21 protein-coding genes and 2 tRNA genes are annotated in these 25,416 nt (G+C 73.4%); 13 read left to right on the top strand and 10 right to left on the bottom strand.

The annotated features are described in order from the left end of the window. Positions 1 to 41: 41 nt before the first annotated feature. Both DQ241_RS00720 and DQ241_RS00715 read left to right on the top strand, forming a co-directional pair. On the top strand, positions 42 to 995 hold the full coding sequence (locus DQ241_RS00720; RefSeq protein ID WP_113828154.1) for a hypothetical protein: 954 nt from the start codon (positions 42 to 44) through the stop codon (positions 993 to 995). A 13-nt stretch (positions 996 to 1,008) separates the two neighbouring features. Next, positions 1,009 to 2,778 (top strand): ABC transporter ATP-binding protein, encoded by a 1,770-nt coding sequence (locus tag DQ241_RS00715; protein ID WP_113828152.1) that lies wholly within the window; start codon positions 1,009 to 1,011, stop codon positions 2,776 to 2,778. Here the strand turns inward: DQ241_RS00715 and DQ241_RS00710 are convergent. After that, positions 2,763 to 4,259 (bottom strand): SDR family oxidoreductase, encoded by a 1,497-nt coding sequence (locus DQ241_RS00710; RefSeq protein WP_113828150.1) that lies wholly within the window; start codon positions 4,257 to 4,259, stop codon positions 2,763 to 2,765. The genes DQ241_RS00715 and DQ241_RS00710 overlap by 16 nt on opposite strands. Positions 4,260 to 4,375: 116 nt before the next feature. Between DQ241_RS00710 and DQ241_RS00705 the strand changes: the two genes are divergently transcribed. The 7 genes from DQ241_RS00705 to DQ241_RS00680 all read left to right on the top strand — a co-directional run bounded on the left by DQ241_RS00705 (position 4,376) and on the right by DQ241_RS00680 (position 12,050). Further along, a complete protein-coding gene (locus tag DQ241_RS00705; RefSeq protein ID WP_113828148.1) occupies positions 4,376 to 5,797 on the top strand; it encodes an APC family permease in 1,422 nt (473 codons plus the stop codon). Between the two features lie 312 nt (positions 5,798 to 6,109). Next, positions 6,110 to 8,143 (top strand): DNA topoisomerase (ATP-hydrolyzing) subunit B, encoded by a 2,034-nt coding sequence (gene gyrB / locus DQ241_RS00700; protein ID WP_113828146.1) that lies wholly within the window; start codon positions 6,110 to 6,112, stop codon positions 8,141 to 8,143. Between the two features lie 74 nt (positions 8,144 to 8,217). Then, a complete protein-coding gene (gene gyrA / locus DQ241_RS00695; RefSeq protein WP_113828144.1) occupies positions 8,218 to 10,686 on the top strand; it encodes a DNA gyrase subunit A in 2,469 nt (822 codons plus the stop codon). A gap of 108 nt (positions 10,687 to 10,794) precedes the next feature. Then, on the top strand, positions 10,795 to 11,538 hold the full coding sequence (locus tag DQ241_RS00690) for a DUF3566 domain-containing protein (RefSeq protein WP_113828142.1): 744 nt from the start codon (positions 10,795 to 10,797) through the stop codon (positions 11,536 to 11,538). A 135-nt stretch (positions 11,539 to 11,673) separates the two neighbouring features. Further along, positions 11,674 to 11,747: transfer RNA gene (locus DQ241_RS00685), tRNA-Ile, on the top strand. Between the two features lie 61 nt (positions 11,748 to 11,808). Further along, on the top strand, positions 11,809 to 11,952 hold the full coding sequence (locus DQ241_RS20740) for a DLW-39 family protein (RefSeq protein ID WP_199583950.1): 144 nt from the start codon (positions 11,809 to 11,811) through the stop codon (positions 11,950 to 11,952). A 25-nt stretch (positions 11,953 to 11,977) separates the two neighbouring features. Further along, positions 11,978 to 12,050, top strand: a tRNA-Ala gene (locus tag DQ241_RS00680). Here the strand turns inward: DQ241_RS00680 and DQ241_RS00675 are convergent. Continuing rightward, a complete protein-coding gene (locus DQ241_RS00675; RefSeq protein WP_147252305.1) occupies positions 12,024 to 12,548 on the bottom strand; it encodes a carboxymuconolactone decarboxylase family protein in 525 nt (174 codons plus the stop codon). The genes DQ241_RS00680 and DQ241_RS00675 overlap by 27 nt on opposite strands. A gap of 189 nt (positions 12,549 to 12,737) precedes the next feature. On the opposite strand from DQ241_RS00675, the gene DQ241_RS00670 reads away from it, so the two are divergent. Together DQ241_RS00670 and DQ241_RS00665 are read left to right on the top strand one after the other, a co-directional pair. Next, entirely contained in the window at positions 12,738 to 13,271 is a 534-nt protein-coding gene (locus DQ241_RS00670; protein ID WP_113828139.1) for a peptidylprolyl isomerase, read from the top strand. Positions 13,272 to 13,405: 134 nt separating this feature from the next. Beyond that, a complete protein-coding gene (locus DQ241_RS00665) occupies positions 13,406 to 14,170 on the top strand; it encodes a rhomboid family intramembrane serine protease (protein WP_113828137.1) in 765 nt (254 codons plus the stop codon). Here DQ241_RS00665 and DQ241_RS00660 read toward each other — a convergent pair. Both DQ241_RS00660 and crgA read right to left on the bottom strand, forming a co-directional pair. Beyond that, positions 14,167 to 14,583, bottom strand: a complete 417-nt coding sequence (locus DQ241_RS00660; protein ID WP_113828135.1) for a PH domain-containing protein — start codon at positions 14,581 to 14,583, stop codon at positions 14,167 to 14,169. The genes DQ241_RS00665 and DQ241_RS00660 overlap by 4 nt on opposite strands. A 411-nt stretch (positions 14,584 to 14,994) precedes the next feature. Further along, positions 14,995 to 15,270, bottom strand: a complete 276-nt coding sequence (crgA, locus tag DQ241_RS00655) for a cell division protein CrgA (RefSeq protein WP_113828133.1) — start codon at positions 15,268 to 15,270, stop codon at positions 14,995 to 14,997. 154 nt (positions 15,271 to 15,424) lie between these two features. Here crgA and DQ241_RS00650 point away from each other — a divergent pair, with 154 nt between their 5' ends. Then, on the top strand, positions 15,425 to 16,186 hold the full coding sequence (locus DQ241_RS00650; protein WP_233492119.1) for a DUF881 domain-containing protein: 762 nt from the start codon (positions 15,425 to 15,427) through the stop codon (positions 16,184 to 16,186). A 20-nt stretch (positions 16,187 to 16,206) separates the two neighbouring features. Continuing rightward, the gene (locus DQ241_RS00645) at positions 16,207 to 16,881 is read left to right on the top strand and encodes an aminodeoxychorismate/anthranilate synthase component II (protein WP_113828131.1); all 675 of its coding nucleotides are present in this window, start codon (positions 16,207 to 16,209) and stop codon (positions 16,879 to 16,881) included. A gap of 68 nt (positions 16,882 to 16,949) precedes the next feature. On the opposite strand, the gene pknB is transcribed toward DQ241_RS00645, so the two are convergent. The 6 genes from pknB to DQ241_RS00615 all read right to left on the bottom strand — a co-directional run bounded on the left by pknB (position 16,950) and on the right by DQ241_RS00615 (position 25,403). Continuing rightward, the gene (pknB, locus tag DQ241_RS00640) at positions 16,950 to 18,857 is read right to left on the bottom strand and encodes a Stk1 family PASTA domain-containing Ser/Thr kinase (protein ID WP_113828129.1); all 1,908 of its coding nucleotides are present in this window, start codon (positions 18,855 to 18,857) and stop codon (positions 16,950 to 16,952) included. Positions 18,858 to 19,014: 157 nt separating this feature from the next. Then, positions 19,015 to 20,712, bottom strand: a complete 1,698-nt coding sequence (locus tag DQ241_RS00635) for a serine/threonine-protein kinase (RefSeq protein ID WP_113828127.1) — start codon at positions 20,710 to 20,712, stop codon at positions 19,015 to 19,017. Next, complete coding sequence (locus tag DQ241_RS00630) at positions 20,712 to 22,151, bottom strand: penicillin-binding protein 2 (protein ID WP_113828125.1); 1,440 nt, start codon at positions 22,149 to 22,151, stop codon at positions 20,712 to 20,714. The genes DQ241_RS00635 and DQ241_RS00630 overlap by 1 nt, the downstream gene beginning before the upstream one ends. Continuing rightward, positions 22,148 to 23,545, bottom strand: coding sequence for an FtsW/RodA/SpoVE family cell cycle protein (locus DQ241_RS00625; RefSeq protein WP_113828873.1), 1,398 nt, complete (start codon positions 23,543 to 23,545; stop codon positions 22,148 to 22,150). Before DQ241_RS00625 ends, DQ241_RS00630 begins: the two co-directional genes overlap by 4 nt. Continuing rightward, positions 23,545 to 24,948 (bottom strand): PP2C family serine/threonine-protein phosphatase, encoded by a 1,404-nt coding sequence (locus DQ241_RS00620; protein ID WP_113828123.1) that lies wholly within the window; start codon positions 24,946 to 24,948, stop codon positions 23,545 to 23,547. The genes DQ241_RS00625 and DQ241_RS00620 overlap by 1 nt, the downstream gene beginning before the upstream one ends. Next, a complete protein-coding gene (locus DQ241_RS00615) occupies positions 24,945 to 25,403 on the bottom strand; it encodes an FHA domain-containing protein (RefSeq protein ID WP_113828121.1) in 459 nt (152 codons plus the stop codon). The genes DQ241_RS00620 and DQ241_RS00615 overlap by 4 nt, the downstream gene beginning before the upstream one ends. Between the last annotated feature and the right edge of the window lie 13 nt (positions 25,404 to 25,416).

Raw genomic sequence — 25,416 nt, 5'->3', positions numbered from 1 at the left:
CCCGCCGCACGACCGGCGCCGGCCGGGAGGACGATCACACGATGAGCAGCCCGCGCGACCGTGACGGTTTCGACGGCCCCGACGACGGCAGCGGCTGGCGCGAGCCGGAGCACCTGGGTGGCGAGGCCCCCGGGCAGGGCACTCCGGCCGACGACGTCGAGCCCAACATCGTCGACCGGCGCAGCCGGCCCCGCGACAGCGACCACTCGGTGGACCCCGGGACCTGGCGCCCGGCCGGCTGGGACCTCCCGGCCGCGGAGCCGCAGCGCCCGACAGCGGGCCCGGCCGGCTCCGGTGCCCCGGCGGAGCAGCCGTGGACGCCCCCCGGGGCCCCGGCCCAGGAGGCGCCGGCCCCCGAGCGGCGCGGCCTCTTCGGCGGGCGCCGGCGCCGCGATCCCGAGATGGAGCGGGCCTTCACCTACGAGGGGGATGTCGCCGGCGCGCAGAACTGGGCGCTGCAGAACGGCTGGACCATCACCGACGGCACCGCCCCGGAGGACGCCCCGCTGCAGCAGCTGATCGCCTCCGCCCCGGTCCGCCTCACCAAGGACCACCGCCCCGGCAGCGTGCTCCGCGGCCGGGCCGGCAGCCTGGAGCTGGTCGCCCTCGACGCGGTCTTCGTGTCCGGCCGCTACCTGGTGCCCGAGTACGCGATCACCGCCGCGCCGCTGCTCGGCACCGTCCCGGCCCTGCGGCTCTCCCCGGCCCGGCTGTGGAAGCACCGCGTCGGCGGGATGGTCCAGATCCCCAGCGACAACCCCGAGTTCGACCAGCGCTGGCAGCTGCTCGCGGCCGAGGACGGCCCGCAGGTGCGCCGGCTGGTGGCCGACCCGGTGGTCCAGCAGCTGCTGCTCGGCACCGACGACGGCGACGAGTTCTGGACGGCGGGCGGCTACCTCGCCGCCATCCGGCCCGACGGGCACCGGCCGCAGCTGATCGAGCACCACGCGCGGCTGCTCAACGCCCTCGTCCCGGCGTTGCTCGCCGGGTTCTGACGCGGCGGCCGCGCTGACCGGTACCGAGCAGGGGGATCCTCCGGCGGAGCCGGTCGCAGGGTTCCGGCAGCTCCTCCCCCTGCTGCGGCCGCACCGCCGGTCGCTGGTCCTCGCGTCCGCGTTGTCGCTGGTGGCCGCCGCGGCGGCGCTGGCCCAGCCGCTGCTCGTGTCCCGGGTGATCGACGCGGTCGGCGGCGGGCACGCCCTGCTCCCGGCCGTGCTGCTGCTGGTCGTCGTGGTCATCGCAGCGGCGGCGCTCGGCGCCGGCCAGGACTACCTCCTGCAGCGCACCGCCGAGGGCGTCGTCCTCACGACGCGGAGGACCCTGGTCGACCGGATGCTGCGGTTGCCGGTGACCGAGTACGACCGCCGGCGGACCGGCGACCTCATGTCGCGGGTCGGTTCCGACACCACGCTGCTGCGCGCCACGGTGACCTCCGGCGTCGTCCAGGTGGCCGGCTCGGCCGTCGAGGCCGTGGGCGCGCTGGTGGCCATGGCGCTCGTCGACGGCTGGCTGCTGCTCCTCACCGTGGGCGCGGTCGCGATCGGGCTCACCACCGTCGTGCTCGTGTCCCGCGGGGTGCGCCGGCTGTCGCAACAGGCGCAGGAGCAGGTCGGCGCGATGACGGCGGCCGTGGAGCGGGCGCTCTCCGCGGTGCGCACCATCCGCGCCAGCGGTGCCACGGACCGCGAGGTCGCCGCGGTGGGCGAGAGCGCCGGCCGCGCGTACGACGCCGGTGTGCGGGTCGCCCGCCTGCAGGCCCTGGTGGCGCCGGCCGGCTCGGTGGCGGTGCAGGGCGCGTTCCTCGCCGTCCTCGGCGTCGGGGGCTACCGGGTGGCCAGCGGCTCCCTCGGCGTCGCGGAGCTCGTCGCCTTCATCCTGTACCTGTTCCTGCTGGTCATCCCCCTGGGCCAGGCGATCGGGGCCTGGAACCAGCTGCAGCTGGGCTTCGGCGCGCTCACGCGCATCCAGGAGATCCTGGTCCTCGCGCCGGAGGTCGACCAGCGGCCGGAACGCCCGCCGTCGGAGCGCCGGCGGTCGCCGGACGGGGCGGCTCCGCTGCTCGAGCTCGACGACGTCTGGTTCGGCTACCCCGACGGCACCGAGGTGCTGCGCGGCGTCTCCCTGCAGGTCGCCCCGGGCAGCCGGGTGGCCCTGGTCGGGCCCTCGGGTGCGGGCAAGTCGACCGTCCTCGCGCTCGTCGAGGGCTTCTACCCGGTCGGGCGGGGCGCGGTCCGCTGGCGCGGCACCGACGTGCGCGAGGTGCCGCGCGCAGCGCTGCGGGCGCAGCTCGGGTACGTCGAGCAGGAGGCCCCGGTGCTCGCCGGGACCATCCGCGACAACCTGCTGCTCACCCGGCCGGACGCCGACGACCCGGAGCTGTGGGCGGTGCTCGCCGACGTCGGTCTCACCGAGGTGGTGCGGCGCTCGCCCCGTGGGCTGGACGTGCAGGTCGGCGACGAGGGCGTGCTGCTCTCCGGCGGCGAGCGCCAGCGGCTGGCCATCGCGCGCTCCCTGCTCGCGCGGCCGGAGCTGCTGCTGCTCGACGAGCCGACGGCGAGCCTGGACGCCCGCAACGAGAGCCTGCTGCGCGAGACCCTCGCCGCCGCGGCCGCCGACCGGGCGCTGCTCGTCGTCGCCCACCGGCTGTCCACGGTGCTCGACAGCGACGAGATCGTCGTCCTCGACGCCGGCCGGGTGGTCGCCCGCGGCACGCACGACGAGCTGGTGGACGCCAGCCCGCTCTACCGCGAGCTCGCCGCGGCTCAGCTCCTGGTCTGAGCCGGCTGCTCCGCCGCGCGGACCAGGTTGCGCAGCATGCCGCCGAAGACGAACCCGTGGAACACGGCGATGCCCCACCAGTAGAGGTGGCCGAACAGCCCGCGCGGGGCGAAGGTCGCCCGCTGGCGCAGGGTGCTCCCGCCCGTCGCGTGTTCCACGTGGAACTCGAGCCAGGCCAGCCCGGGCAGCCGCATCTCCGCGCGCAGCCGGAGCAGGTGGCCCTCCTCGCGCTCCTCCACCCGCCAGAAGTCCAGGGCGTCGCCGACGTAGAGCCGGTCGGCGTCGCGCCGCCCCCGGCGCAGCCCCACCCCGCCGACGGCGCGGTCCAGCCAGCCGCGCACCCGCCAGGCCAGCGGGAACGAGTACCAGCCGCGTTCGCCGCCGATCCCCTCGACCACCCGCCACAGGTCGGCCGGTTCGGCGGTGCTGCTGAGGGTCCGGTCGTCGACGTAGAGGCTGCCGCCGGCCCAGTCGGGATCGGTGGGCAGCGGGTCCGAGGGGGCACCCGGCACCGACGCCGAGGCCCACCGCGTCGTCACCGCCGAGTCCGCGATCCGCTGGATGGCCAGCCGGACGGCGTCGTCGAAGCCGAGCAACCCCTCCGGCGGATCAGGGACGTACCGGGCGATGTCGTGCTCCCGGCAGACCACGGTGTTGCGCAGCGACTCGACCAGCGGCCGCGCGATGCCCGCCGGGACCGGCGTGATCAGGCCGACCCAGTGGCTGGACAGCGACGGCGAGAACAGCGGCACGGGCACGATCCGGCGCCGCGGCAGCCCGGCGACGGCCGCGTACCGCTGCATCATCTCGGCGTAGTTCATGACGTCGGGCCCGCCGATGTCGAAGCAGCGGTGCACCTCGGGCGGCAGCGTCGCGCAGCCGACGAGGTAGCGCAGCACGTCGCGGACGGCGATCGGCTGGATCCGGCTGTGCACCCACCGCGGCGTGACCATCACCGGCAGCCGTTCGGTCAGGTAGCGCAGCATCTCGAACGACGCCGAGCCCGAGCCCAGGACCACGGCCGCCCGCAGCACCGCCGTCGGCACCCCCGACCCGAGCAGGATCTCGGCCACCTCGGCGCGCGAGCGCAGGTGCGGGGAGAGCTCCTCGTTCTCCGGCTCCAGCCCGCCGAGGTAGACCAGCCGTCCGACGCCGGCCTCGCGCACGGCCGTCGCCATCACCGCGGCGGTTCGCCGGTCGGTCTCCTCGAACTCCGGCCCGCTGCCCAGGGCGTGCACCAGGTAGTAGACGACGTCGACGCCGGCGCAGGCCGCCGCGACCGCCTCGGCGTCGCCGGCGTCGGCCCGGGCGACCTCCACGTCACCGGCCCACGGGTGGTCGCGCAGCTTCTCCGGCGAGCGGGTCATCACCCGCACCCGGTGGCCCGCCGCCAGCAGTTGGGGGACGAGCCGGCCGCCGATGTAACCGGTCGCCCCGGTGACCAGGCAGGTGAGCGGGTGGTCCGGTGCGGTGGGGGGCATGCCCGCCAGTGTCCGGCGGATCGCGCCGCGCCGCCCGAGTCGCCGGACGCCTCCGCGGCGCTCATGATCTCGTCGTCCCGGCTGCCGCCGGGTCCCCGTCCCCCGTGGAGGTCCCGATGGCCACGTCCGCAGACGAGCAGACGCCGACCGGGAGCCAGCCCGAGCTCCGTCGGGTGATGGGCCCGGGCCTCCTGCTCCTGTTCGTCATCGGCGACGTCCTCGGCACCGGCATCTACGCGCTGACCGGCCAGGTGGCCGCAGAGGTCGGCGGCGTCGTCTGGCTGCCGTTCCTCGTGGCCTTCCTGGTCGCGCTCGTGACCGCGTTCAGCTACCTGGAGCTGGTGACGAAGTACCCCCAGGCCGCGGGTGCGGCGCTCTACACGCACAAGGCGTTCGGCGTGCACTTCCTGACCTTCCTGGTCGCCTTCGCGGTGATGAGCTCGGGCATCACCTCCGCGTCCACCGCCGCCCGCGCGTTCAGCGCCAACTTCGCCAGCGTCTTCGAGCTCGACCTGGGCGACGGCGTCGGCATCACCCTGATCGGCCTGGGCTTCATGGGCCTGATCGCGCTGGTCAACCACCGGGGCGTCGGGGAGAGCGTCAAGGCCAACGTCGTGCTCACCTGCGTGGAGCTGACGGGCCTGCTCATCGTGATCGGCGTGGGCGTGTGGGCGCTCGGCGGCGGGGAGGGCGACTTCTCCCGGGTCACGGAGTTCGACACCGGCGAGCGCTCCACGATCGGTGCGGTCATCGCCGCCACCGGCCTGGCGTTCTTCGCGATGGTCGGCTTCGAGGACTCGGTGAACATGGCCGAGGAGTGCAAGGAGCCGCGGCGGATCTTCCCGCGGGTGCTTCTGGCCGGGCTCGTGACGACCGGTGTCATCTACGTGCTGGTGTCCATCTCGGCCATCGCGCTGGTGCCCGCCGACCGGCTGAGCGAGGGCGACACCCCGCTGCTGCAGGTGGTCGAGGCCGGGGCGCCCGGGTTCCCGCTGGGGCTGTTCGGCGTCATCACGATGTTCGCCGTCGCCAACTCGGCGCTGATCAACATGCTCATGGCCAGCCGGCTGGTCTACGGCCTGAGCAAGGAGCGGGTGCTGCCGCCCTTCCTCGGCCGGGTGCACCGGCGCCGGCGCACCCCCACCACGGCGATCCTGTTCACCACGGCGCTGGCCTTCGGCCTGATCACCTTCGTCGGCGCGGTGCCGGCGCTCGGCGGGACGACGGCGCTCCTGCTGCTGCTCGTCTTCACGGTCGTCAACATCGCCGTCCTCGTGCTGCGCCGCGACCCCGTGGACGCCGACCACTTCCGGACTCCGACGGTGCTGCCGGTGATCGGTGCGCTGGCCTGCGGCTACCTGGCCACGCCGTGGGCGGGGCGCCCGGCCGAGGAGTACCGGATCGCCGGCGTGCTGCTCGGGATCGGCGTCGTCCTGTGGGCCGTGACCGTGCTGGTGAACCGGCGCACCGGCGCCCAGGAGCCCGGATTCGACCCCGGCCACCTGGCCGGCGAGGCACCCCGCGGCCCCCGGAACTGACGAAGGACCCCGTCCTCCCACCCCTCGCGTGCTCGGGGCGGGCCCCTGGACGGGGCCTGGTTCGTCCGAGGACGGCGTGTCGAAAGCGGGGCCACTATCCGGGGTGGGCGGCGAGCCCCGAGACGCGTAGACACGACGTGAGGGCGTGGACGGCGGCATTCGGCGTCGGCGACCCGGTATCCTCGACAGCAGAAACCGCCAGCATCCGGCTCAGCGTCGTTCTGAGCGCTCTCGGCTCCTGCCCGCAGCGCTCTCCTGCCCCCGCGTCGATCGCGGGTGCGTGCCGCCGGTTGCGCGAGAGGAAGGCCCCCCGTGGTCGCAGCACCCCAGACCGAGACCGGCTACTCGGCCAGCTCCATCACCGTCCTCGAGGGTCTCGAGGCGGTGCGCAAGCGCCCGGGCATGTACATCGGCTCCACCGGCGAGCGCGGCCTGCACCACATGGTGTGGGAGGTCGTGGACAACGCGGTCGACGAGGCGCTGGCCGGCTACTGCGACACGGTGCGGGTCACCCTGCTGGCCGACGGCGGCGTGCGGGTCGAGGACAACGGCCGCGGCATCCCGGTGGGCATGCACCCGACCGAGAAGCGGCCCACGGTCGAGGTCGTCCTGACCGTCCTGCACGCGGGCGGCAAGTTCGACGGCAAGAGCTACGGCGTCTCCGGTGGTCTGCACGGCGTCGGCGTCACCGTGGTCAACGCGCTGTCGACCCGCCTCGAGGTCGACATCTGGACCGACGGCACGGAGTGGCACCAGGAGTACACCGAGGCGAAGCCGGGGCCGCTGCAGAAGGTCGGGCCGACCGACAAGCGCGGCACCCGCATCACCTTCTGGGCCGACGGCGGCATCTTCGAGACGACGAACTACTCGTTCGAGACGATCAACCGGCGCCTGCAGGAGATGGCCTTCCTCAACGCCGGCCTGACGATCATCCTGCGCGACGAGCGCCCCGGTCAGGGCAAGGCCGAGACCGGGCTGGGCGAGGAGTCCGTCGCGCTCGAGGCGACCGACCCGGCCGCCGAGGCCCAGGCGTTCGAGCCCACCGAGATCACCTACAAGTACGACGGCGGCCTGGTCGACTACGTCGGCCACCTCAACCGGCGCAAGACGCCGATCCACCGCTCGGTGATCGGGTTCTCCGCCGAGGGCACCGGCAAGAACGACATGGCCATGTCGGTGGACATCGCGATGCAGTGGTCCGACGCCTACTCGGAGTCGGTGCACACCTTCGCCAACATCATCAACACGCACGAGGGCGGCACGCACGAGGAGGGCTTCCGGGCGGCGCTGACGTCGATCGTCAACCGGTACGCCAAGGAGAAGGGCATCCTCAAGGCCAAGGACGAGTCGCTCACCGGCGACGACATCCGCGAGGGCCTGGCCGCCATCGTGTCGGTCAAGCTGGGCGACCCGCAGTTCGAGGGCCAGACGAAGACCAAGCTCGGCAACACCGAGGTCAAGGGCTTCGTGCAGAAGGTCTGCAACGACCAGATCGGGCACTGGTTCGAGGCCAACCCGACCGAGGCCAAGACGATCATCACCAAGGCCGCCTCGGCCGCGCGCGCCCGCCGTGCCGCGCAGGACGCCCGCAAGCTGGCCCGCAAGAGCCTGCTGAGCAACAACTCGCTGCCGGGCAAGCTCGCCGACTGCCGCTCGACCGACCCGCGGTCCTCCGAGATCTACATCGTCGAGGGCGACTCGGCCGGCGGTTCGGCCAAGTCCGGCCGCGACTCGATGTTCCAGGCGATCCTGCCGATCCGCGGCAAGATCATCAACGTCGAGAAGGCACGCATCGACCGGGTGCTGAAGAACGCCGAGGTCCAGTCGATGATCACCGCCTTCGGCACCGGCATCCACGACGAGTTCGACCTCAGCAAGCTCCGGTACCACAAGATCGTGCTGATGGCCGACGCCGACGTCGACGGCCAGCACATCCGCACCCTGCTGCTGACCCTGCTGTTCCGCTTCATGCGGCCGCTGGTCGAGGCCGGTCACGTCTACCTCGCGCAGCCGCCGCTGTACAAGATCAAGTGGGGCGGCAAGCTCGGCGACGAGTACGTCTACACCGACAAGGAGCGCGACGCGCTGCTCAAGACGCGGGCCGAGGAGGGGCGCAAGCTCCCCAAGGACGACGCGATCCAGCGCTTCAAGGGCCTCGGTGAGATGAACGCGACCGAGCTGTGGGAGACCACGATGAACCCCGACACCCGGGTGCTCCTCCAGGTCACCCTCGAGGACGCCGCGACCGCCGACGAGCTGTTCAGCGTGCTCATGGGCGAGGACGTCGAGGCCCGCCGCAGCTTCATCACCCGCAACGCCAAGGACGTCCGCTTCCTCGACGTGTGAGGCGCGGCCCCGAGCCGGGCCGCCCATTCGAACCTTTGTCCACCTCTGTGCACCCACCTGTGGAGATCTGAACCGTGACGGAGACCCCCTTCCGCGACCGCGTCGAGCCGGTCGACCTCCAGCAGGAGATGCAGCGCAGCTACATCGACTACGCGATGTCGGTCATCGTCGGCCGCGCGCTGCCCGAGGTGCGCGACGGCCTCAAGCCGGTGCACCGCCGCGTCCTGTACGCGATGTTCGACCAGGGCTTCCGCCCCGACCGGGGCTACGTCAAGTGCGCCCGCGTCGTCGGTGAGGTGATGGGTAACTACCACCCGCACGGCGACAGCTCGATCTACGACGCCCTCGTCCGCCTGGCCCAGCCCTGGGCCATGCGCTACCCGCTGGTCGACGGCCAGGGCAACTTCGGCTCCCCGGGCAACGACCCGGCGGCCGCCATGCGCTACACCGAGGCCCGCCTCACGCCGCTGGCCATGGAGATGCTGGCCAACATCGACGAGGAGACCGTCGACTTCCAGCCCAACTACGACGGCAAGAACCAGGAGCCCCTGGTCCTGCCCGGGCGCATCCCCAACCTGCTGATCAACGGCTCCGCCGGCATCGCCGTCGGCATGGCCACCAACATGCCGCCGCACAACCTCCGCGAGGTCGCGGAGGCCGTGTACTGGATGCTCGACCACCCCGACGCGGAGGCCGAGGAGGCCCTCACCGCGTGCATGGAGCGGGTCAAGGGCCCCGACTTCCCGACCTACGGCCTGATCGTCGGCCGGGAGGGGATCGAGGACGCCTACCGCACCGGCCGCGGCTCGGTGCGCATGCGCGCCGTCGTCACCGTCGAGGAGGACGCCAAGGGCCGCGTGCAGCTGGTCGTCACCGAGCTGCCGTACCAGGTCAACCCGGACAACCTGGCCGAGTCGATCGCCGAGCAGATCAAGGACGGCCGGCTCCAGGGCATCAGCGAGATCGCCGACGAGTCCAGCGACCGCGTCGGCCGCCGGCTGGTGTTCACGCTCCGCCGCGACGCCGTCGCCAAGGTCGTGCTGAACAACCTCTACAAGCACACCCAGCTGCAGACCACCTTCGGCTGCAACATGCTGTCCATCGTCGACGGCGTCCCGCGGACGCTGCGCCTCGACGAGCTGGTGCGCGAGTACGTCAACCACCAGATCGACGTCATCCAGCGGCGCACCCGGTACCGGCTGCGCAAGGCCGAGGAGCGCGCGCACATCCTGCGCGGCTACGCCAAGGCGCTCGACCACCTCGACGAGGTCATCGCGCTCATCCGCCGCAGCCCGTCGGCCGAGGAGGCCCGCTCCGGCCTGATGGAGCTGCTCGACGTCGACGAGATCCAGGCCGTCGCGATCCTCGACCTGCAGCTGCGCCGCCTGGCCGCCCTCGAGCGCCAGCGGATCATGGACGAGCTGGCCGAGATCGAGGCCCGCATCGCCGACCTGCAGGACATCCTGGCCAACCCGGCGCGCCAGCGGCAGATCATCAAGGACGAGCTGGCCGAGATCGTCGAGAAGTACGGCGACGACCGCCGCACGAAGTTCGTCGCCAACGAGGGCGACGTCTCGATGGAGGACCTCATCGCGGAGGAGGAGGTCGTCGTCACCATCACCCGCACCGGGTACGCGAAGCGGACGAAGAGCGACCTCTACCGGTCGCAGCGCCGCGGCGGCAAGGGCGTGATGGGCGCGGCCCTCAAGCAGGACGACATCGTCGACCACTTCTTCGTGGGCTCCACCCACGACTGGATCCTGTTCTTCACCAACAAGGGCCGGGTCTACCGCGCCAAGGCCTACGAGCTCCCCGAGGCCAACCGCACCGCCCGCGGCGCGCACGTGGCGAACATCCTCGCGTTCCAGCCGGACGAGAAGATCGCCCAGGTCATGCAGATCAAGGACTACTCGGTCGCGCCGTACCTGGTGCTGGCCACCGCGCGCGGGCAGGTGAAGAAGACCCGGCTCACCGACTTCGACTCCCCGCGCCAGGGCGGGGTCATCGCGATCAACCTGCGCGACGGCGACGAGCTGGTCGGTGCCGCGCTCATCGACCCCGAGCAGGACCTCCTGCTGGTGACCCGCAAGGCGATGTCCATCCGGTTCAAGGCCGACGACGGCGCCCTGCGCCCGATGGGCCGGGCCACCGAGGGCGTCCGCGGCATCTCGCTGTCCGACGACGACCAGCTGCTGTCGATGATGGTCGTCGAGGAGGGCGTGGACGTGCTCGTCGCCACCGAGCGCGGCTTCGCCAAGCGCACCGGCATCGAGAACTACCCGGCCCAGGGCCGCGGCGGCAAGGGCGTGCTCACCGCCGACCCGAAGGCGCGCAAGGGGAACCTCGTCGGCGCGCTGGCCGTGCGGCTCGGCGACGAGCTCTACGCCATCACCTCCGGTGGCGGTGTCATCCGGACGCCGGTCAACGGCGTGCGGCACAACAAGGACCGGGCGACCATGGGTGTCAAGCTCATGAACTTGCCGGAGGACGTCTCCATCGTGGCAATCGCTCGTACGACGGACAACGACGAGCCGTCGGCCTAGGGTGACACCAGGTCACTGAACTGATCGGGCCCCGGCCGGCCGTCGTCGTGCCGGCCGGGCCCCCGGTCGCGAGAGAGCGGCTCGGCCGCTGGGGAACGGGAGACTGGCATGAGCGACCGGACGCAGGGTTCGGTGCGCACCGGTGCCCGGACCGGGGAAGCCCCGGCCACGGGTGGTGCGGCGCCGGACGTCGCCCCGGCCGCCGGCCAGCCGGCCGCGGCTCCCCAGACCGCCCCGGCGACGGGCACCCAGCGCGTGGCCGCCGCCTCCGCGCCCGCGACCGGCAGCCAGCCGGCTGCCGGGACGGGAGAGGCGGGTCCTGCGGCGTCGACGGCCGGGACCACGGCCCCCGGCACCACGGGGACCGCCACCACCGCCTCCGGGAGCGGGGCCTCCGGGGCCGGTGCCTCCGGGACCAACCCGGGCGGTGTGCTCGGGGCGGGCAAGGGTGCCGCCGCGGGCAAGGGTGCGAAGGGGGCCGGCCGCGGCCCGCGCCGTGCCCGCCTCCAGCTCCGCCACATCGACACCTGGTCGGCGCTGAAGATCTCGCTGGTGCTGTCGATCGCGCTGTTCTTCATCTGGATGGTGGCCGTCGGCGTCCTGTACGGCGTGCTGAGCGCGCTCGGCGTCTTCGGCACCCTCAACGAGCTGTTCGGCCAGATCGGCAGCGCGTCGGGCTCCGACTCCGGCGGCGAGGTCGTGACGCCGGGCCTGGTCTTCGGCGGTGCCGCGGTCATCGGCGCGATCAACATCGTGCTGCTCACGGCCCTGTGCACGGTGGGCACCTTCATCTACAACCTCTGCTCCGACCTGGTCGGCGGCCTGGAGGTCACCCTCTCCGAGCGCGACTGACGAAGGACCACCCTTCCCCCCACGCCTCGCACGCTCGGCGCGGGTCCCTGAAGGCGGCCGTTCCAGCACCTCACCAGGGGACGGGACCCCCGTGCGTAGGCCGTTCTGCCCCCAGGTAAGCTGATCGAGGTTCACGGGCCTGTAGCTCAGGCGGTTAGAGCGCATCCCTGATAAGGATGAGGCCGGAGGTTCAAGTCCTCCCAGGCCCACCCGTGTGCCGGAGCCTCCGGCCCGCATCCCGTCCGAGACGGTGCACCGAGGAGGTTCCGCGTGCTGAAGAAGCTGGCGCTGGTGGCGGTCGCGGCCGGTGCCGTGGCGGCGGTCCGGAAGCGCAACTCCGGCAGGGTCGAGGCCGACCTCTGGCACGAGGCCACCAGCGGCCCGCAGGCGGTCAGCACCCCCACCGCACGCTGACCCACCCCGGAGCCCCGGCTCCGTCGGGGACGTAGCTCAATTGGCAGAGCACCGCCTTTGCAAGGCGGGGGTTAGGGGTTCGATTCCCCTCGTCTCCACTCCTCGGCACCGCGCCCCCAGGTGACCGCCTGCCGGACCGCGTCCGGCGCCCCGCGCACCAGTTCGGGCTCGGGTCGCACCCCCAGCGCGTCGTTCACCGTCGAGAACGCCAGCCGCAGCGCGACGTAGGCGGTCAAGGCGAGCACCTGCGCATCGGTGAAGCCCGCGTCCCGGAGCTCCTGCACGTCGGTCTCGCCGATGGCGTTGGGGTCCGCCACCACCCGGCGTGCCCACCGGGCGAGCGCCCGGTCCTCCGGCGCCAGCTCGTCGTCCGATCCCCGCAGCACCGCGGCGGCCAGTTCACCACCGGCTTCCCGGCCGAGCTTGGTGCCCCAGGCCAGGGAGCAGTAGGAGTCGCCCCGCGCGGCCGCGGCGGCAGCCACCAGGACCCCCCGCTGCCGCACCGTCAGCCCGGCTGCCGTCGCGGCGCGGCCCAGCAGCGCGAACAGCCCGTCGTGCAGCTCGGCGACGTGCGCCCACAGCCGGGATCCCTCCATGACGAGACCCATCTCGCGGCGGTTCGTCGTCGAACAGCCGCTCGGGGTCCGGGCCGTCCGGTGGCGGGCTCAGGAACATGCCGGCGGACGCCAGGCACCGCGACGCGGCAGGGCAACGGGATCCCTCCCGGTTTCACGTGGAGCCGGGGTGGCGAGGTGCCGCCCGCGCCGCGGTGGGAGAGTGGAGGGGTGACTGAATCGACTCCCGCCCGCCGCGCGGTCCTCCACACCAACCACGGCGACATCACCGTGGACCTGTTCCCCGACCACGCCCCCAAGACGGTCGCGAACTTCGCCGACCTCGCCGAGGGGCGCCGGGAGTGGACGCACCCGGCCACCCGCGAGAAGACCACGGACAAGCTCTACGACGGCACGATCTTCCACCGGATCATCTCCGGCTTCATGATCCAGGGCGGTGACCCGCTCGGTCAGGGCATCGGCGGTCCCGGCTACCAGTTCGGCGACGAGATCCACCCCGAGCTCGCCTTCACCAAGCCCTACCTGCTCGCCATGGCCAACGCCGGCCCCGGCACCAACGGCAGCCAGTTCTTCATCACCGTCGCCCCGACCACGTGGCTGACCGGCAAGCACACCATCTTCGGTGAGGTGGCCGACCAGCCCAGCCGCGACGTCGTCGACCGCATCGCCGCCGTGGCGACCGGCCGCATGGACCGCCCGGTGGACGACGTCGTCATCGAGTCGGTCGAGGTGCAGCGCAGCTGACCACCGGACCGGACGAGGGGGGCGCCGGCCCGGCCGAGCGGCCGGCGCCCCTGCCCGCCACGTGCTACCGGCACCCCGACCGGCCGACCGGGATCGCCTGCACCCGCTGCGGCCGGCCGATCTGCCCGGAGTGCATGGTGCCCGCCGCCGTGGGCTTCCAGTGCCCGGAGGACGTGGCCGCTGGGCAGGCGTCCGTCCGTGCTCCCCGGCGCACCGGTTCGTGGCGGGCCGCCGGGCAGCGGTGGGGGACCGTCACCCTGAGCCTGATCGGGCTCAACGTGGCGATGTTCCTCGTCACCGCCGGCTCGGCGGTCGCGGCCGGGAACTCCCCGCTGGACAACCAGCTCTCCGAGGTCTTCGCCCGCCTCTGCCAGGTGCCGCTGCTCGTCCAGCTCGGGGACGAGTGGTGGCGGCCGTTCACCGCCGCCTTCCTGCACATCGGGCCGATGCACCTGCTGCTCAACATGCTGGCGCTGCTCGTCTTCGGTTCCGAGCTCGAGCGCCGGCTCGGCCGCACCCGCTACCTCCTGCTCTACGCCGTGTCGCTGCTCGGCGGCGGCGCGGCCATCCAGCTCTTCGGCGCGCCGTTCCAGGCCGTCGCCGGCGCGTCGGCGGCCATCTACGGCCTCCTCGGCGGTCTGGCCGTGCTCATGGTCCAGCGCCGGGAGGACCTGCGGGGCCTGCTCACGCTGCTGGCGATCAACGTCGCCATCAGCTTCCTCCCCGGCCTGTCGCTCCTCGGCCACCTCGGCGGCCTGGTGGCCGGTGCGCTCACCGCCGCGGTGTACACGCTGGCCCGCCGGCGTCCCCCGCTGCAGCCGGCCGGGGCGCTCGCGCTGGGCATCGTCCTGCTGGTGGTGGCGTTGACCGTGCCCACGGTCGCGGTCCTCGACCTCTAGGGCGAGCGGGGGTCGAGCCGGCTCAGCCGGTCGGCCACCAGCCCCGGGTCGGCGCCCAGCTCGCGGCGCCCGAGGACGACCAGCAGGCCGTCGTCGTCCGGGCCCGCGGCCGTGTCCAGCTCGAGCGTCCGGCTGCGCAGCCCGAACCGCCGTGTCTCGCGGACCCGTACGCGCAGCAGCGGCCACGGCAGGTGCCGCCGCCCGCCGAGCGTGCGCACCTCGAGGCCCTCCGGCCGGGCACGCAACCTCGGTCGCAGCACCAGGTCACGGGCGCCCTGGGCGAGCAGCAGCAGCGCGGCGAGCGCGAGCAGGATCCGTCCCGGGGCGTCGACGACGGCGAGCAGACCGACCGCGAACAGCCCCCCGAAGCCCAGGGACACAGCCGTGTCCGACGTCCGCGGCGACCACTCCACCGCCTCAGCCTGCCAGGCCCTCGCCGCGATCGGGCGATCACGGTCCGTGCCCGTCCGTCCACAGCCGGCGAGTAGGTGTCGTCGCAGGTCAGAGCGGGTAGTCGGGGTCGGAGGTCACCGCTCCGGTCCAGCGCACATGTCGACTCGTCCACAGCTGGGTACACAGCTGGGGACAGACTCACACAGCTGTAGTTACGCCCGTGGGCAGTCCGTCACATCCGCCTCATCAGCTCGTTTGCGCAGGTCAGGGCGTGGCGGACCCGTTCCCTCTCTCCACACTCGGTGGACAACCCTGGGGGTAGGGCGTCATGTCGACCTGTGGACGACCGGGAACCGCTGTGCACACCTTCCCCAGGAACGCCCGAGGCCCCCGTCCCGGTGGGACGAGGGCCTCGGCGGCTGGACGGCGGATCAGCGCCAGCGCATCGACATGACCAGGCCGGCCACCATGGCGCCGAAGCCGATGGCGAAGTTCCAGGCGCCCAGGGACACCATGAAGCCGATCCGGTCACCGGCCACGTAGTAGACGACGATCCACAGCAGGCCGAGCAGCATCAGCCCGACCATCAGACCGACGTACCACCGCGGGCTGGGCTGGGCGGCGGCGGCAGCCTGGCCGGACCGCGCCTGCAGCACGCCCTCCGGCGGCGTGTACACCGACTTCTTGCGCACCTTCGACTTGGGCACGTGCGAACTCCCTCCGGGGCCGGTGGCGTCGTCCTCGGCCGCTCCTGCACCCCAGCCTAAGCTCTGAGGGGACGACCACGGCGTCGCCACGGGCAGGAGCACCCCTCCGGGGAGGCCCGGCCCGGCCGCCGTCCCGCTGCCGGAGGAGGTGCCCGTGAACCGCCGGCTGCGTCTGCCCCCGCTCCGCGTCCCCCGCCTCTCCGCCTGGGGTGCGCTGGTCCCCGTCGTCGCGCTCGCCGCCGGCCTGCTGTTCGCCACCTCCGGCCGCACCGCCCAGGGCACCGACCTGCGCGCCGGCGAGGTCACCGAGCTCTCGGAGCTCATCCGCCAGCGCGAGGACGACATCGCCGTCCAGGAGCAGCGCCTGGCCGAGCTGCAGCGCACCTCCGAGCGGCTCACCGAGCGGGCCGCGTCCCGGGACGGCGACGTCGCGGCCGCGCAGCTCGCCGGCGACCAGGGCGCCCCGGCGGCGGGGCTGCTGCCGGTCAGCGGTGCCGGCGTGGTGATCACCCTCGACGACGCCCCCCAGCGGGCCGACGGCACGCTCCCCGTGGGGGCCCGCCCCGACGACCTGGTCATCCACCAGTCCGACGTCCAGGCGGTCGTGAACGCCGTCTGGGCCGCGGGCGCCCAGGGTGTGGCGGTCATGGACCAGCGGCTCATCGCCACGAGCGCCGTCCGGTGCGTGGGGAACACGCTCCTGCTGCAGGGGCGCACCTACTCGCCCCCGTTCGTCGTCTCCGCCGTCGTGGACGCCGCGGCGGTCCGGAGCCAGCTGGACGCCTCCCGGCAGGTGGCGGTGTTCCGCGACGCCGTGGAGGCCTACGGGCTGACCTTCGAGGTGCGCGAGCGCTCGCAGGTCGAGCTGCCCGCCTACGATGGGCCGCTCACGATGCAGCACGCCGCCGCGGGGTAGCGGCCGACCCGAGGAGGACCGTGCCGACCACCGCCGGGAACGCGACCGAGCGCCCCGTCCTCGTCGTCGACAACTTCGACAGCTTCGTCTACAACCTCGTGCAGTACCTGGGCCAGCTCGGCGTGCGCTGCGTGGTGCGGCGCAACGACGCGGTGACCGTCGAGGAGCTGGCCGACCTGGACGTCGCCGGGGTGCTGCTCTCCCCCGGCCCCGGGACGCCGGCCGACGCCGGGGTGACCGTGCCGATGGTGCGGGCCGCCGCCGAGCAGGGCACGCCGGTCCTGGGCGTCTGCCTGGGCCACCAGGCGATCGCGGAGGCGTTCGGCGGGCACGTGGTCCGCGCCCCCGAGCTGCTGCACGGCAAGACCAGCCAGGTCGTGCACGACGGCGACGGCGTCCTCGCCGGCCTGCCCTCCCCCTTCACCGCGACCCGGTACCACTCGCTCGCCGTCGACGCGGCCACCGTGCCCGACGAGCTCGAGGTCACCGGGCGCACGCCCTCGGGCATCGTGATGGCGCTGCGCCACCGCGAGCTGCCGATCGACGGCGTCCAGTTCCACCCCGAGTCCGTGCTCACCGAGGGCGGGCACCGGATGCTGGCCACCTGGCTCGAGCGGTGCGAGCTGGCGCCGGACCCGGCGGTGGTCGATGCCGCCGCGGCCACCACCCGCCGGCTGCAGACCGCGACCGCCTGACGACCGGCGCGGGACGACGAAGGGCCCCTCCCGCGCGGGAGGGGCCCTTCGTCGTCGTCCCGGGCGGGTCAGTCGCCGCCAGTGGTGGGACCCTGCGGGTTCAGCAGGACGGTGATCGGCGTGTCCGGTGCCTGCTGGCTGCCCGCCGCGGGATCGGTCCCCACCACCTGGTCGGCGCCGATGCGGGGGTCGAACTCGTCACCGGTGATGAACTGGTAGCTCGTGAAGCCCACCGCGCGCAGGTTCGCCTCGGCCGCGGCCGGCGACTGCCCCCGCAGGTTCGGGACGGTGAGCTGGGTGACCCCGCTCGACACCTGCAGCACGATCGCCGTGTCCCGCGACGCGGGAGACCCGGTGCCGGGGGTGGTCGAGACGACGCTGCCCGCCGGCTGGTCCGACTCGACCTGCTGCGTGGTGATCTGCCCGGCCGAGAACCCCAGCTCGGTGAGCGCAGCCCGGGCGGCCGCCTCGGCCTGCCCGGTCAGGTTCGGCAGGTCGATCGTGCCCGTGGAGATGCCCAGGACGATCGTGCTGTCGGGGGCGACGGACTCACCCTCCGCGGGGTCCACCGAGGCGACGGTGCCTTCCTCCTGCAGCGAGTCCTCCTGCCGGGTGTCCACGCTCCCGGTGAAGTTCACGGCCTCGAGGGCGTCCCGCGCCTCGTCCTCGGTGAGCCCGATGAGCTCAGGGATGCGCACCGCGTCCGGCTCGATGCCGACGACCAGGTCGACCTCGGTGCCGCTGGTCACCTGGGCGCCGCTGGCCGGCGTGCTCTCCAGCACGGTGCCGACCTTCGCGGCGTCGGGGGTCTCCTCGGTGGTGACGTCGCCGACCTCGAGGTCGGCATCGGTGATCGCCTGGCGCGCCTCGGCCTCCGGCAGGCCGACCAGGGTGGGCACCTGCACCTGGGTGGCCGCCTGGTTGCCGCCGTCCCCGTCGTCGCCCATCGCCAGCGCGAACCAGATCGCGCCGCCGAGCAGCAGGAGCGCCACCGCGGAGACGGCGGCGATGACGATCCGCCGCTTCCTGCGGCGGGCCGCCTCCTCCTCGTCGTCCCAGTCGTCGTAGCCGCCGACCGGCGCGCCGATGATCGCGGTGCGCTCGGCGTCGCCCATGACCGGCGTGGCCTCGACGCGCTGGCCGGCCACCGCCCGGAGCAGGTCGTTGCGCATCTCGGCGGCCGACTGGTACCGGTTCGCCGGGTTCTTGCTCATCGCCTTCATGAGGATGGCGTCGAGCTCCGGCGGGATCGCCGGGTTGATCGAGGACGGGAGCCGCGGGTCCTCGCGGACGTGCTGGTAGGCGACGGACACGGGGGAGTCGCCGGTGAACGGCGGGGCGCCGGTCACGAGCTCGTAGAGCAGGCAGCCGAGCGAGTAGACGTCGGACCGGGCGTCGACGCCCTCGCCGCGGGCCTGCTCGGGAGAGAGGTACTGGGCGGTGCCGATGACCGCGGCGGTGGAGGTCATCGTCGCGGCGGAGTCGGAGACCGCGCGTGCGATGCCGAAGTCCATGACCTTGACCGCGCCCTGGGGCGTGATCATGACGTTCCCGGGCTTCACGTCGCGGTGCACGATGCCGTTGCGGTGCGAGAAGTCCAGCGCCCCGCAGATGTCGGCGGCCAGGCTCATGGCGCGCTCCGGCGGGAGGTGCCCCTCGCGGCGCAGCACGTCGCGCAGGGTCTCGCCCTCCACGTACTCCATGACGATGTAGGGGGTGGCGCCCAGCGGCGTGCGGTCCTCGCCGGTGTCGTAGACCGCGACGATCGCCGGGTGGTTGAGCGACGCCGCCGCCTGCGCCTCGCGGCGGAAGCGCACCTGGAAGGACGGATCACGGGCGAGGTCGCTGCGCAGCACCTTCACCGCGACCTCGCGGCCCAGCCGCAGGTCGCGGCCGTGGTGCACCTCGGCCATGCCGCCGCGGCCCAGGACCCCGCCGATCTCGTAGCGCTCACCGAGCACCTGCGGCGTGGTCATCGGGGGTCCTCTCGAACGGTGTGGTGCGTCGTCCGGGCGGAGGCCGCGGACCGCGCGCAGACAGTCCCGGGAGCGGGCCGTGCTGCGGGCAGGATGCCGCGAGCGAGCCTATCGACGGGTCGGCCGGAAACCCGGGATCTCGGGGGCTCCGGACGGATCACTCGGTCACACCCTGACCAACGGCCTCCTCGTCACCGGGAGGGGGCTCGTCGGGCGGCGGCTCGACCGGCGTCGTGCCCGGCGCGGTGGGGGTCGGGCTGCTGGTGCCCGAGCCGGAGGCGCTGCCGGTGGCGGTGTTCGTCGGGCTGCCGGTGGGGCTGGTGGTCGGCCGGCCGGTGGGCGAGGGGGCGGCCGTGGGGGTGGGCTGCTCCTCCTCGGGCTGCTCTTCCTCCTCCTCCTCCTCCTCCTCGGCCACGGTCCAGCCGTCCTCGGCGAGGTAGACGGTGACGGCCGTGGCGGGGTCGACGGCCTGACCGGCCGGGGCCACGCCGGCGACGTCGCCCGCGTCGAGCTCCTGGCCCAGCTCGGTGAGCTGCTCCTCGGTCGCCGGCTCCAGCCGGACGTCGACCAGCCCGAGGCCCTTGAGCTCGGTTCGCACGTCGTCGGCCGGCCGGCCGATGTACTCGCTCGGCGCGCCGATGGGCACGGTCGCCGCCGGGGTGGTCGGCGACGCCGAGCTGGGGGTCGGCTCGGCCGTGCGCCCTCCGTCCCCGTCGCCGCTGGTGGCCAGCAGGTAGCCGGCGCCGCCGAGCAGCAGGAGGAGCAGCAGCGCGGCGAGCAGCCACAGCCGGCGGCGACTCCGGCGCTGCGGCGGGGCGCCGTCGTCCTCGGCCGGCCAGTCGTCCTCGTCGTCGGCGGCGTGCAGCGGCGGCATGGGGCCGACGGGCCCGGTGCGGACGGCGTGCCGGCCACCGGTGGTCGGGGGCCCGACGGCGGGCAGCACGGTCGTGCGGCCGTCGGCGGAGGGATCGACCACCCGGGTCGGCGCCGTGGGGGGAGAGGCCGGCGCCGCGGCCAGGCTGCCGCCGGTGGCCACCCGGCGCACCGCCTCGGCGAACGCGCCGCCGTCGGGGAAGCGGTCGGCGGGGTCCTTGGCCAGCGACCGCTCGATGAGGATGCGGACGGCGGGCGGCACGGACGCCGGGAGCGGCGGCGGAGGCCGGTTGATGTGGGCCAGCGCGATGGCCACCTGGGAGGCGCCGTCGAAGGGTCGTGCCCCGGTCAGGCACTCGTAGCCGACGACGCCCAGCGAGTAGACGTCGGACGCGGCGGTGACCTCCATCCCCTGCGCCTGCTCGGGGGAGAGGTACTGCGCCGTCCCCACGACCATGCCGGTGCGCGTCAGCGGGGTGGCGTCGCGGGCCTGGGCGATGCCGAAGTCCGTCAGCTTCACCACGCCGTCGGGGCGGACGATCAGGTTGCCGGGCTTGATGTCGCGGTGGACCACCCCGGCGCGGTGGGCGGCCGACAGCCCGTCGGCAGCCTGCTCCAGCACGTGCAGCGTCCAGTCGACCGGGAGCGCGCCCTCGTCGTGCAGGATCGTGACCAGCGGCGGTCCCTCGACGTACTCCATGACGAGGAAGGCCAGCGCCGTGCCCAGGTCGTCGGACGTCTCCCCGTAGTCGTAGACCGAGGCGATGTTCGGGTGGGTCAGCGCCGCGGTGTGCCGCGCCTCGTTGCGGAAGCGGGCCAGGAAGCTCGGGTCGTTGGTGTACTCGGTCTTGAGCACCTTGGCCGCGACGATCCGGTCGAGCACCCGGTCGCGGGCCTTCCACACCTCGCCCATGCCGCCGGTCGCGATGGGCCCGGTGATCTCGTACCGGCCGGCGAGCAGGCTGCCGGTGGCCAGCGTCATCAGCCCCCCTGCCCGTCCAGGTAGGCCTGGATCACCTCGCGCGCGATGGGAGCGGACACGTCCCCTCCGGTTCCCCCACCGTTGCGGATGAACACGGCGACGGCGATCCGGGGCTCGTCGGCCGGTGCGAAGCCGATGAACCAGTTGTGGTCGGGCCCGGAGTTCTCCGCGGTGCCGGTCTTCCCGGCCACCTGCACACCCGAGATGCGGGCGGCCCGGCCGGAGCCGTTGGCCACGACGCTGGTCATCATCTCGGTGAGCTGGCCGGCGACCTCCTCCGAGATCGGCCGGGAGAACTCCTCGGGGTCGGTCTCGTCGATGACCGTGAGGTCGGGGGCCAGCAGCTGGTCGACCAGGTGGGGCTTCATCAGCCGGCCGTCGTTGGCCACCGCGGCGGCGATCATCGCGGCCTGCAGCGGCGTCATCTGGACGCTCTGCTGCCCGATGGAGGCGACCCCCAGCTCGGCGTCGTTCTCGATGTCCCCGGTCGTGCTGCCCACCACCGGCAGCGGCACGTCGAACTCCTCGCCGGTCATGCCGAACGCCTCGGCCATCTGCCGCACCGCGTCCTCGCCGAGGTCGATGCCCAGCTGGGCGAAGGCGGTGTTGCAGGAGATGGTCAGCGCGTCGATGAGCGGCTGCTCGCCGCTGGCGCTGCAGGCCGAGCCGTTGAAGTTCTCGAGCTCCGTCCGGGTGCCCGGCAGGGTGAGCGTCTGCGGCGCGGGGACGACTGTCTCGGGGGTGTAGCCGTTCTCCAGCGCGGCGGCGGAGACGATGACCTTGAAGATCGAGCCCGGGGCGTAGCGCTGCTGGGTCGCCTGGTTGGTCCGCGGGTCGGGGTCGGCGTTCTCGAGCTGGTCGGCGGTCTCGCGGACGGCGTCGAGGTCGTGGCTCGACAGCGCGTTGGGGTCGTAGGTGGGCGTGCTGGCCAGGCCGAGGACCGCGCCGGTGGACGGGTCGAGCGCCACGACGGCGCCGATCTTGCCCTCCAGGCCGGCCATCGCGGCCTGCTGGACGGCGGGGTCGAGGGTGAGGACGACGTCGCCGCCGGAGGGGTCGCGCCCGGTGAACAGGTCGGAGATGCGGCGCACGAGGAGCCGGTCGTCCCGGCCGGTGAGGATGTCGTTCTCGGCGCGCTCCATGCCGCGGGCGCCGTAGACGACCGAGTAGAAGCCGGTGACCGCGGCCCACAGGCCGCCGTCGGGGTACTGGCGCAGGTACTTCAGCCGGTCGTCGGTCTCCGTCGACAGCGCGATCGGCTCGCCGGCGACGATGATCGAACCGCGCTCCCGGCTGTACTCCTCGGCCAGCACCCGGGTGTTGCGGGTGTCCTCGCGCAGCTCCTCGGAGCGCACGACCTGGATGTAGTTGATGTTGACGATCAGCAGCGTGAAGAGCACGAGCACGCTGATCGCGACGCGGCGCAGGGGAGCGTTCACCGCTGCACCACCTCGGTCGGGGCGTCGCCGAGCCGCTGCGGCGCGACGTGCGGGGTCGCCGGGCGGCGAGCGGCGTCGCTGATCCGCACCAGCAGGGCCACCAGGCCGAAGTTCGCCACCAGCGAGGACCCGCCGTAGGCGAGGAACGGGGTGGTGAGGCCGGTCAGCGGCAGCAGGCCGGTGACGCCGCCGAGGACGACGAACAGCTGCCAGGCCACGGCGAAGGACAGGCCCGCGGCCAGCAGCTTGCCGAACGCGTCACGGACGATGAGCGAGGTGCGCAGGCCGCGCTCCACGAGGATCAGGTAGACCATGATCACCGCGGCCAGTCCGAACAGGCCCAGCTCCTCGCCGATGGCCGAGGCGATGAAGTCGCTCTTGGCGATCGGGACCGTGTCCGGCCGGCCGCCACCCAGACCGGCCCCGAAGAGCCCGCCGGTGCCCAGGCCGAACAGCGACTGCGCCACCTGGTAGCCGGAGCCGTCGTAGTAGGCGAACGGGTCCAGCCAGGTGTCCACGCGCGCCTGCACGTGGCTGAACGCCTGGTAGGCGACGAACGCGCCGCCGGCGAACAGCAGCAGGCCGATGACCAGCCAGCTGGACCGCTCGGTGGCGACGTAGAGCATCACGACGAAGATGCCGAACAGCAGCAGCGAGCTGCCCAGGTCGCGCTCGAAGACGAGCACCAGGATCGAGACGACCCACACCACGAGCACCGGGCCGAGGTCGCGGCCGCGCGGCAGCTCCAGGCCCATGACCTTGCGGCTGGCCAGCGCCAGCACGTCGCGCTTGTCGACCAGGTAGGCGGCGAAGAAGACGACCAGGCAGATCTTGGCGAACTCACCGGGCTGGATGGAGAACCCGGCGACGCGGATCCACAGCTTGGCGCCGTAGACCTCCGAGATCGAGGCGGGCAGCACCGCGGGGATGGCCAGCAGGACCAGGCCGGCCAGCATGAGGATGTAGGCGTAGCGCGACAGCAGCCGGTGGTCGCGCACGACGTAGAGGACCGCCACGAACAGCGCGAGGCCGATCGTGGCCCAGAGCAGCTGCACCGGAGCGTCCTCGCCGCCGCCGTCCTCGGCGATGTCGAGCCGGTGGATCATGACCAGGCCGAGGCCGACGAGCACGGCGACGCAGGGCAGCAGCAGCGGATCGGCGTACGGGGCCAGCTTGCGCACGACGAGGTGCGCGACCACCCAGAGCGCGGTGAACCAGATGCCGAAGGTGGCCAGTTCCGGCCGCAGGGAGCCGGTCGCCGTGAGGTCGACGATGCACTGGGCGGCGAGGGTGATGACGACGGCGAAGCCGAGCAGCCACGCCTCGGTGCCCCGCCGGGTCGGCACGGGGGTGCCGGGGGCGGGGGCGCGCGGATCGGTCGAGGGGCCGGCCATCACTTCGCCTCCCGGCAGTCCACTCCCGGCTCCGGTGCGCTGGTGGTCCGGGTCGGCTCGGCCGTCGCGGAGGGCACGGTGTCGGTGGGCACGGTGTCGGTGGGGACGGCGGGATCGACCGGCAGCGGCGTGGTGGCCGCTGCGCCGTCGCCGGGGGCGGCCGGGGAGGTGTCGGCCTCCTCCTCGTCCGGGCAGGGGGGCAGCCGCTGCCCGCGCAGCGCGCTGATGATGCGCTCGGCGTGCGCGGTGTCGTCGGCGGTGATCCCGCCCTCCACGCGGTTGCGCGCGGCCGCGCGCAGGTCGGCCACCTGGAGGTCGACGGCGTGGTCGAGCTGGTACAGGTCGAAGCCGAGCAGCGAGACGTCGAGGCCGCGGAAGACGGCGACCTGCTCCTGGCCCTGCTCGCCGTCCACGCCGACGAACCAGTGCTGCAGCGCCCACAGGTACGTGCCGACGGCCCCGGCCACGAGCACCACCAGGAGGATCCCCGCCCCCAGGAGTAGTCGCAGCGGGCGGCGGCGGGCGGAGGGGCCACCGCCCGTCGGCGGTGCCGGTTCGGGCGGGGGAGCGGGCTGCGGATCGGCGAGCGCGGCACGACCGGCCGCGGAGCTGGCGTCGACCTGGCGCTGGCCGACGTAGCCGCCGGCGGCGCCGTCGACGACCGGCTCGACGGTGCCGCCGCGGCCGGTGTCCTCGATGACGTCGGCGACGATCACGGTGATGTTGTCCGGCCCGCCGCTGCGCAGCGCGAGCTCGATCAGCCGGTCGGCGGTCGCCTGCGGGTCGGGGTCCTGCAGGGCCTGGGCGAGGGTGTCCTCGCTGACCACCCCGGAGAGCCCGTCGGAGCAGAGCAGGTAGCGGTCGCCGGCGCGGGCCTCGCGCATGGAGAGGTCGGGCTCGACCTCCTGCCCGTTGAGGGCGCGCAGCAGGAGCGACCGCTGCGGGTGGGTGTTGGCCTCCTCCGGCGTGATCCGGCCGTCGTCGATCAGCGTCTGGACGAACGTGTCGTCGTGGGTGATCTGGGAGAACTCGCCGTCGCGGAGCAGGTAGGCGCGGGAGTCGCCGACGTGGCACAGGGCCAGCCGTCCGCCGGCGAAGAGGATCGCGGTGAGCGTGGTGCCCATGCCCTCGAGCTGCGGCGACTCGCGGATCACCTCGCGCAGGTGCTCGCTGCCCTCGAACACCGCCGACCGCAGCGCCTGCAGCAGGTCGCCCGACGGGGCGTCGTCGTCCAGGTGCTCCAGCGCGGCGATGACCACCTTGCTGGCGACGTCGCCGGCCGCGTGCCCGCCCATCCCGTCGGCGACGGCCAGCAGCCGGGGCCCTGCGTACACCGAGTCCTGGTTGTTGCCGCGGATCAGCCCGCGGTCCGAGCGCGCCGCGTAGCGCAGGACGAGCGTCATGAGCGCAGCTCCAGCGCCGTCTGGCCGATGCGGATCGGCTGGCCGGGACCGACCAGGAGCGGGCCCTGCACGCGCTGCTGGTCGAGGTAGGTGCCGTTGGTGGAGCCGAGGTCCTCCACGTACCACTGGCCGCCGCGGTTGGTGAGCCGCGCGTGCCGGGAGCTGGCGAAGTCGTCGGTGAGCACCAGGGTCGAGTCGTCGGCCCGGCCGATGAGGATCGGCTGGTCGCCCAGGGTGATCTTGGTGCCGGCCAGGGGGCCGGCGGTCACCACGAGGGTGCGCGGCCCCTTGCCGCGCTTCTTCGGCGCGGCGCCGGCCCGCGGCGGGACCGCCGCCACCCGCCCGGCGCGGCCGCCGAACAGATCGGCCCGGACGACGCGGAACGCGGCGAAGATGAACAGCCACAGCAGGAGCAGGAACCCGAAGCGGAACGCCTGCACCACGATCTCTGCCATCAGCCGGTCACCT

It is taken from the genome of Blastococcus sp. TF02A-30, assembly GCF_003319185.1.
GTDB lineage: Bacteria > Actinomycetota > Actinomycetes > Mycobacteriales > Geodermatophilaceae > Blastococcus.
Note: the sequence above shows the minus strand (reverse complement) of the source record. Positions and strands in the feature narration are given on the sequence as shown.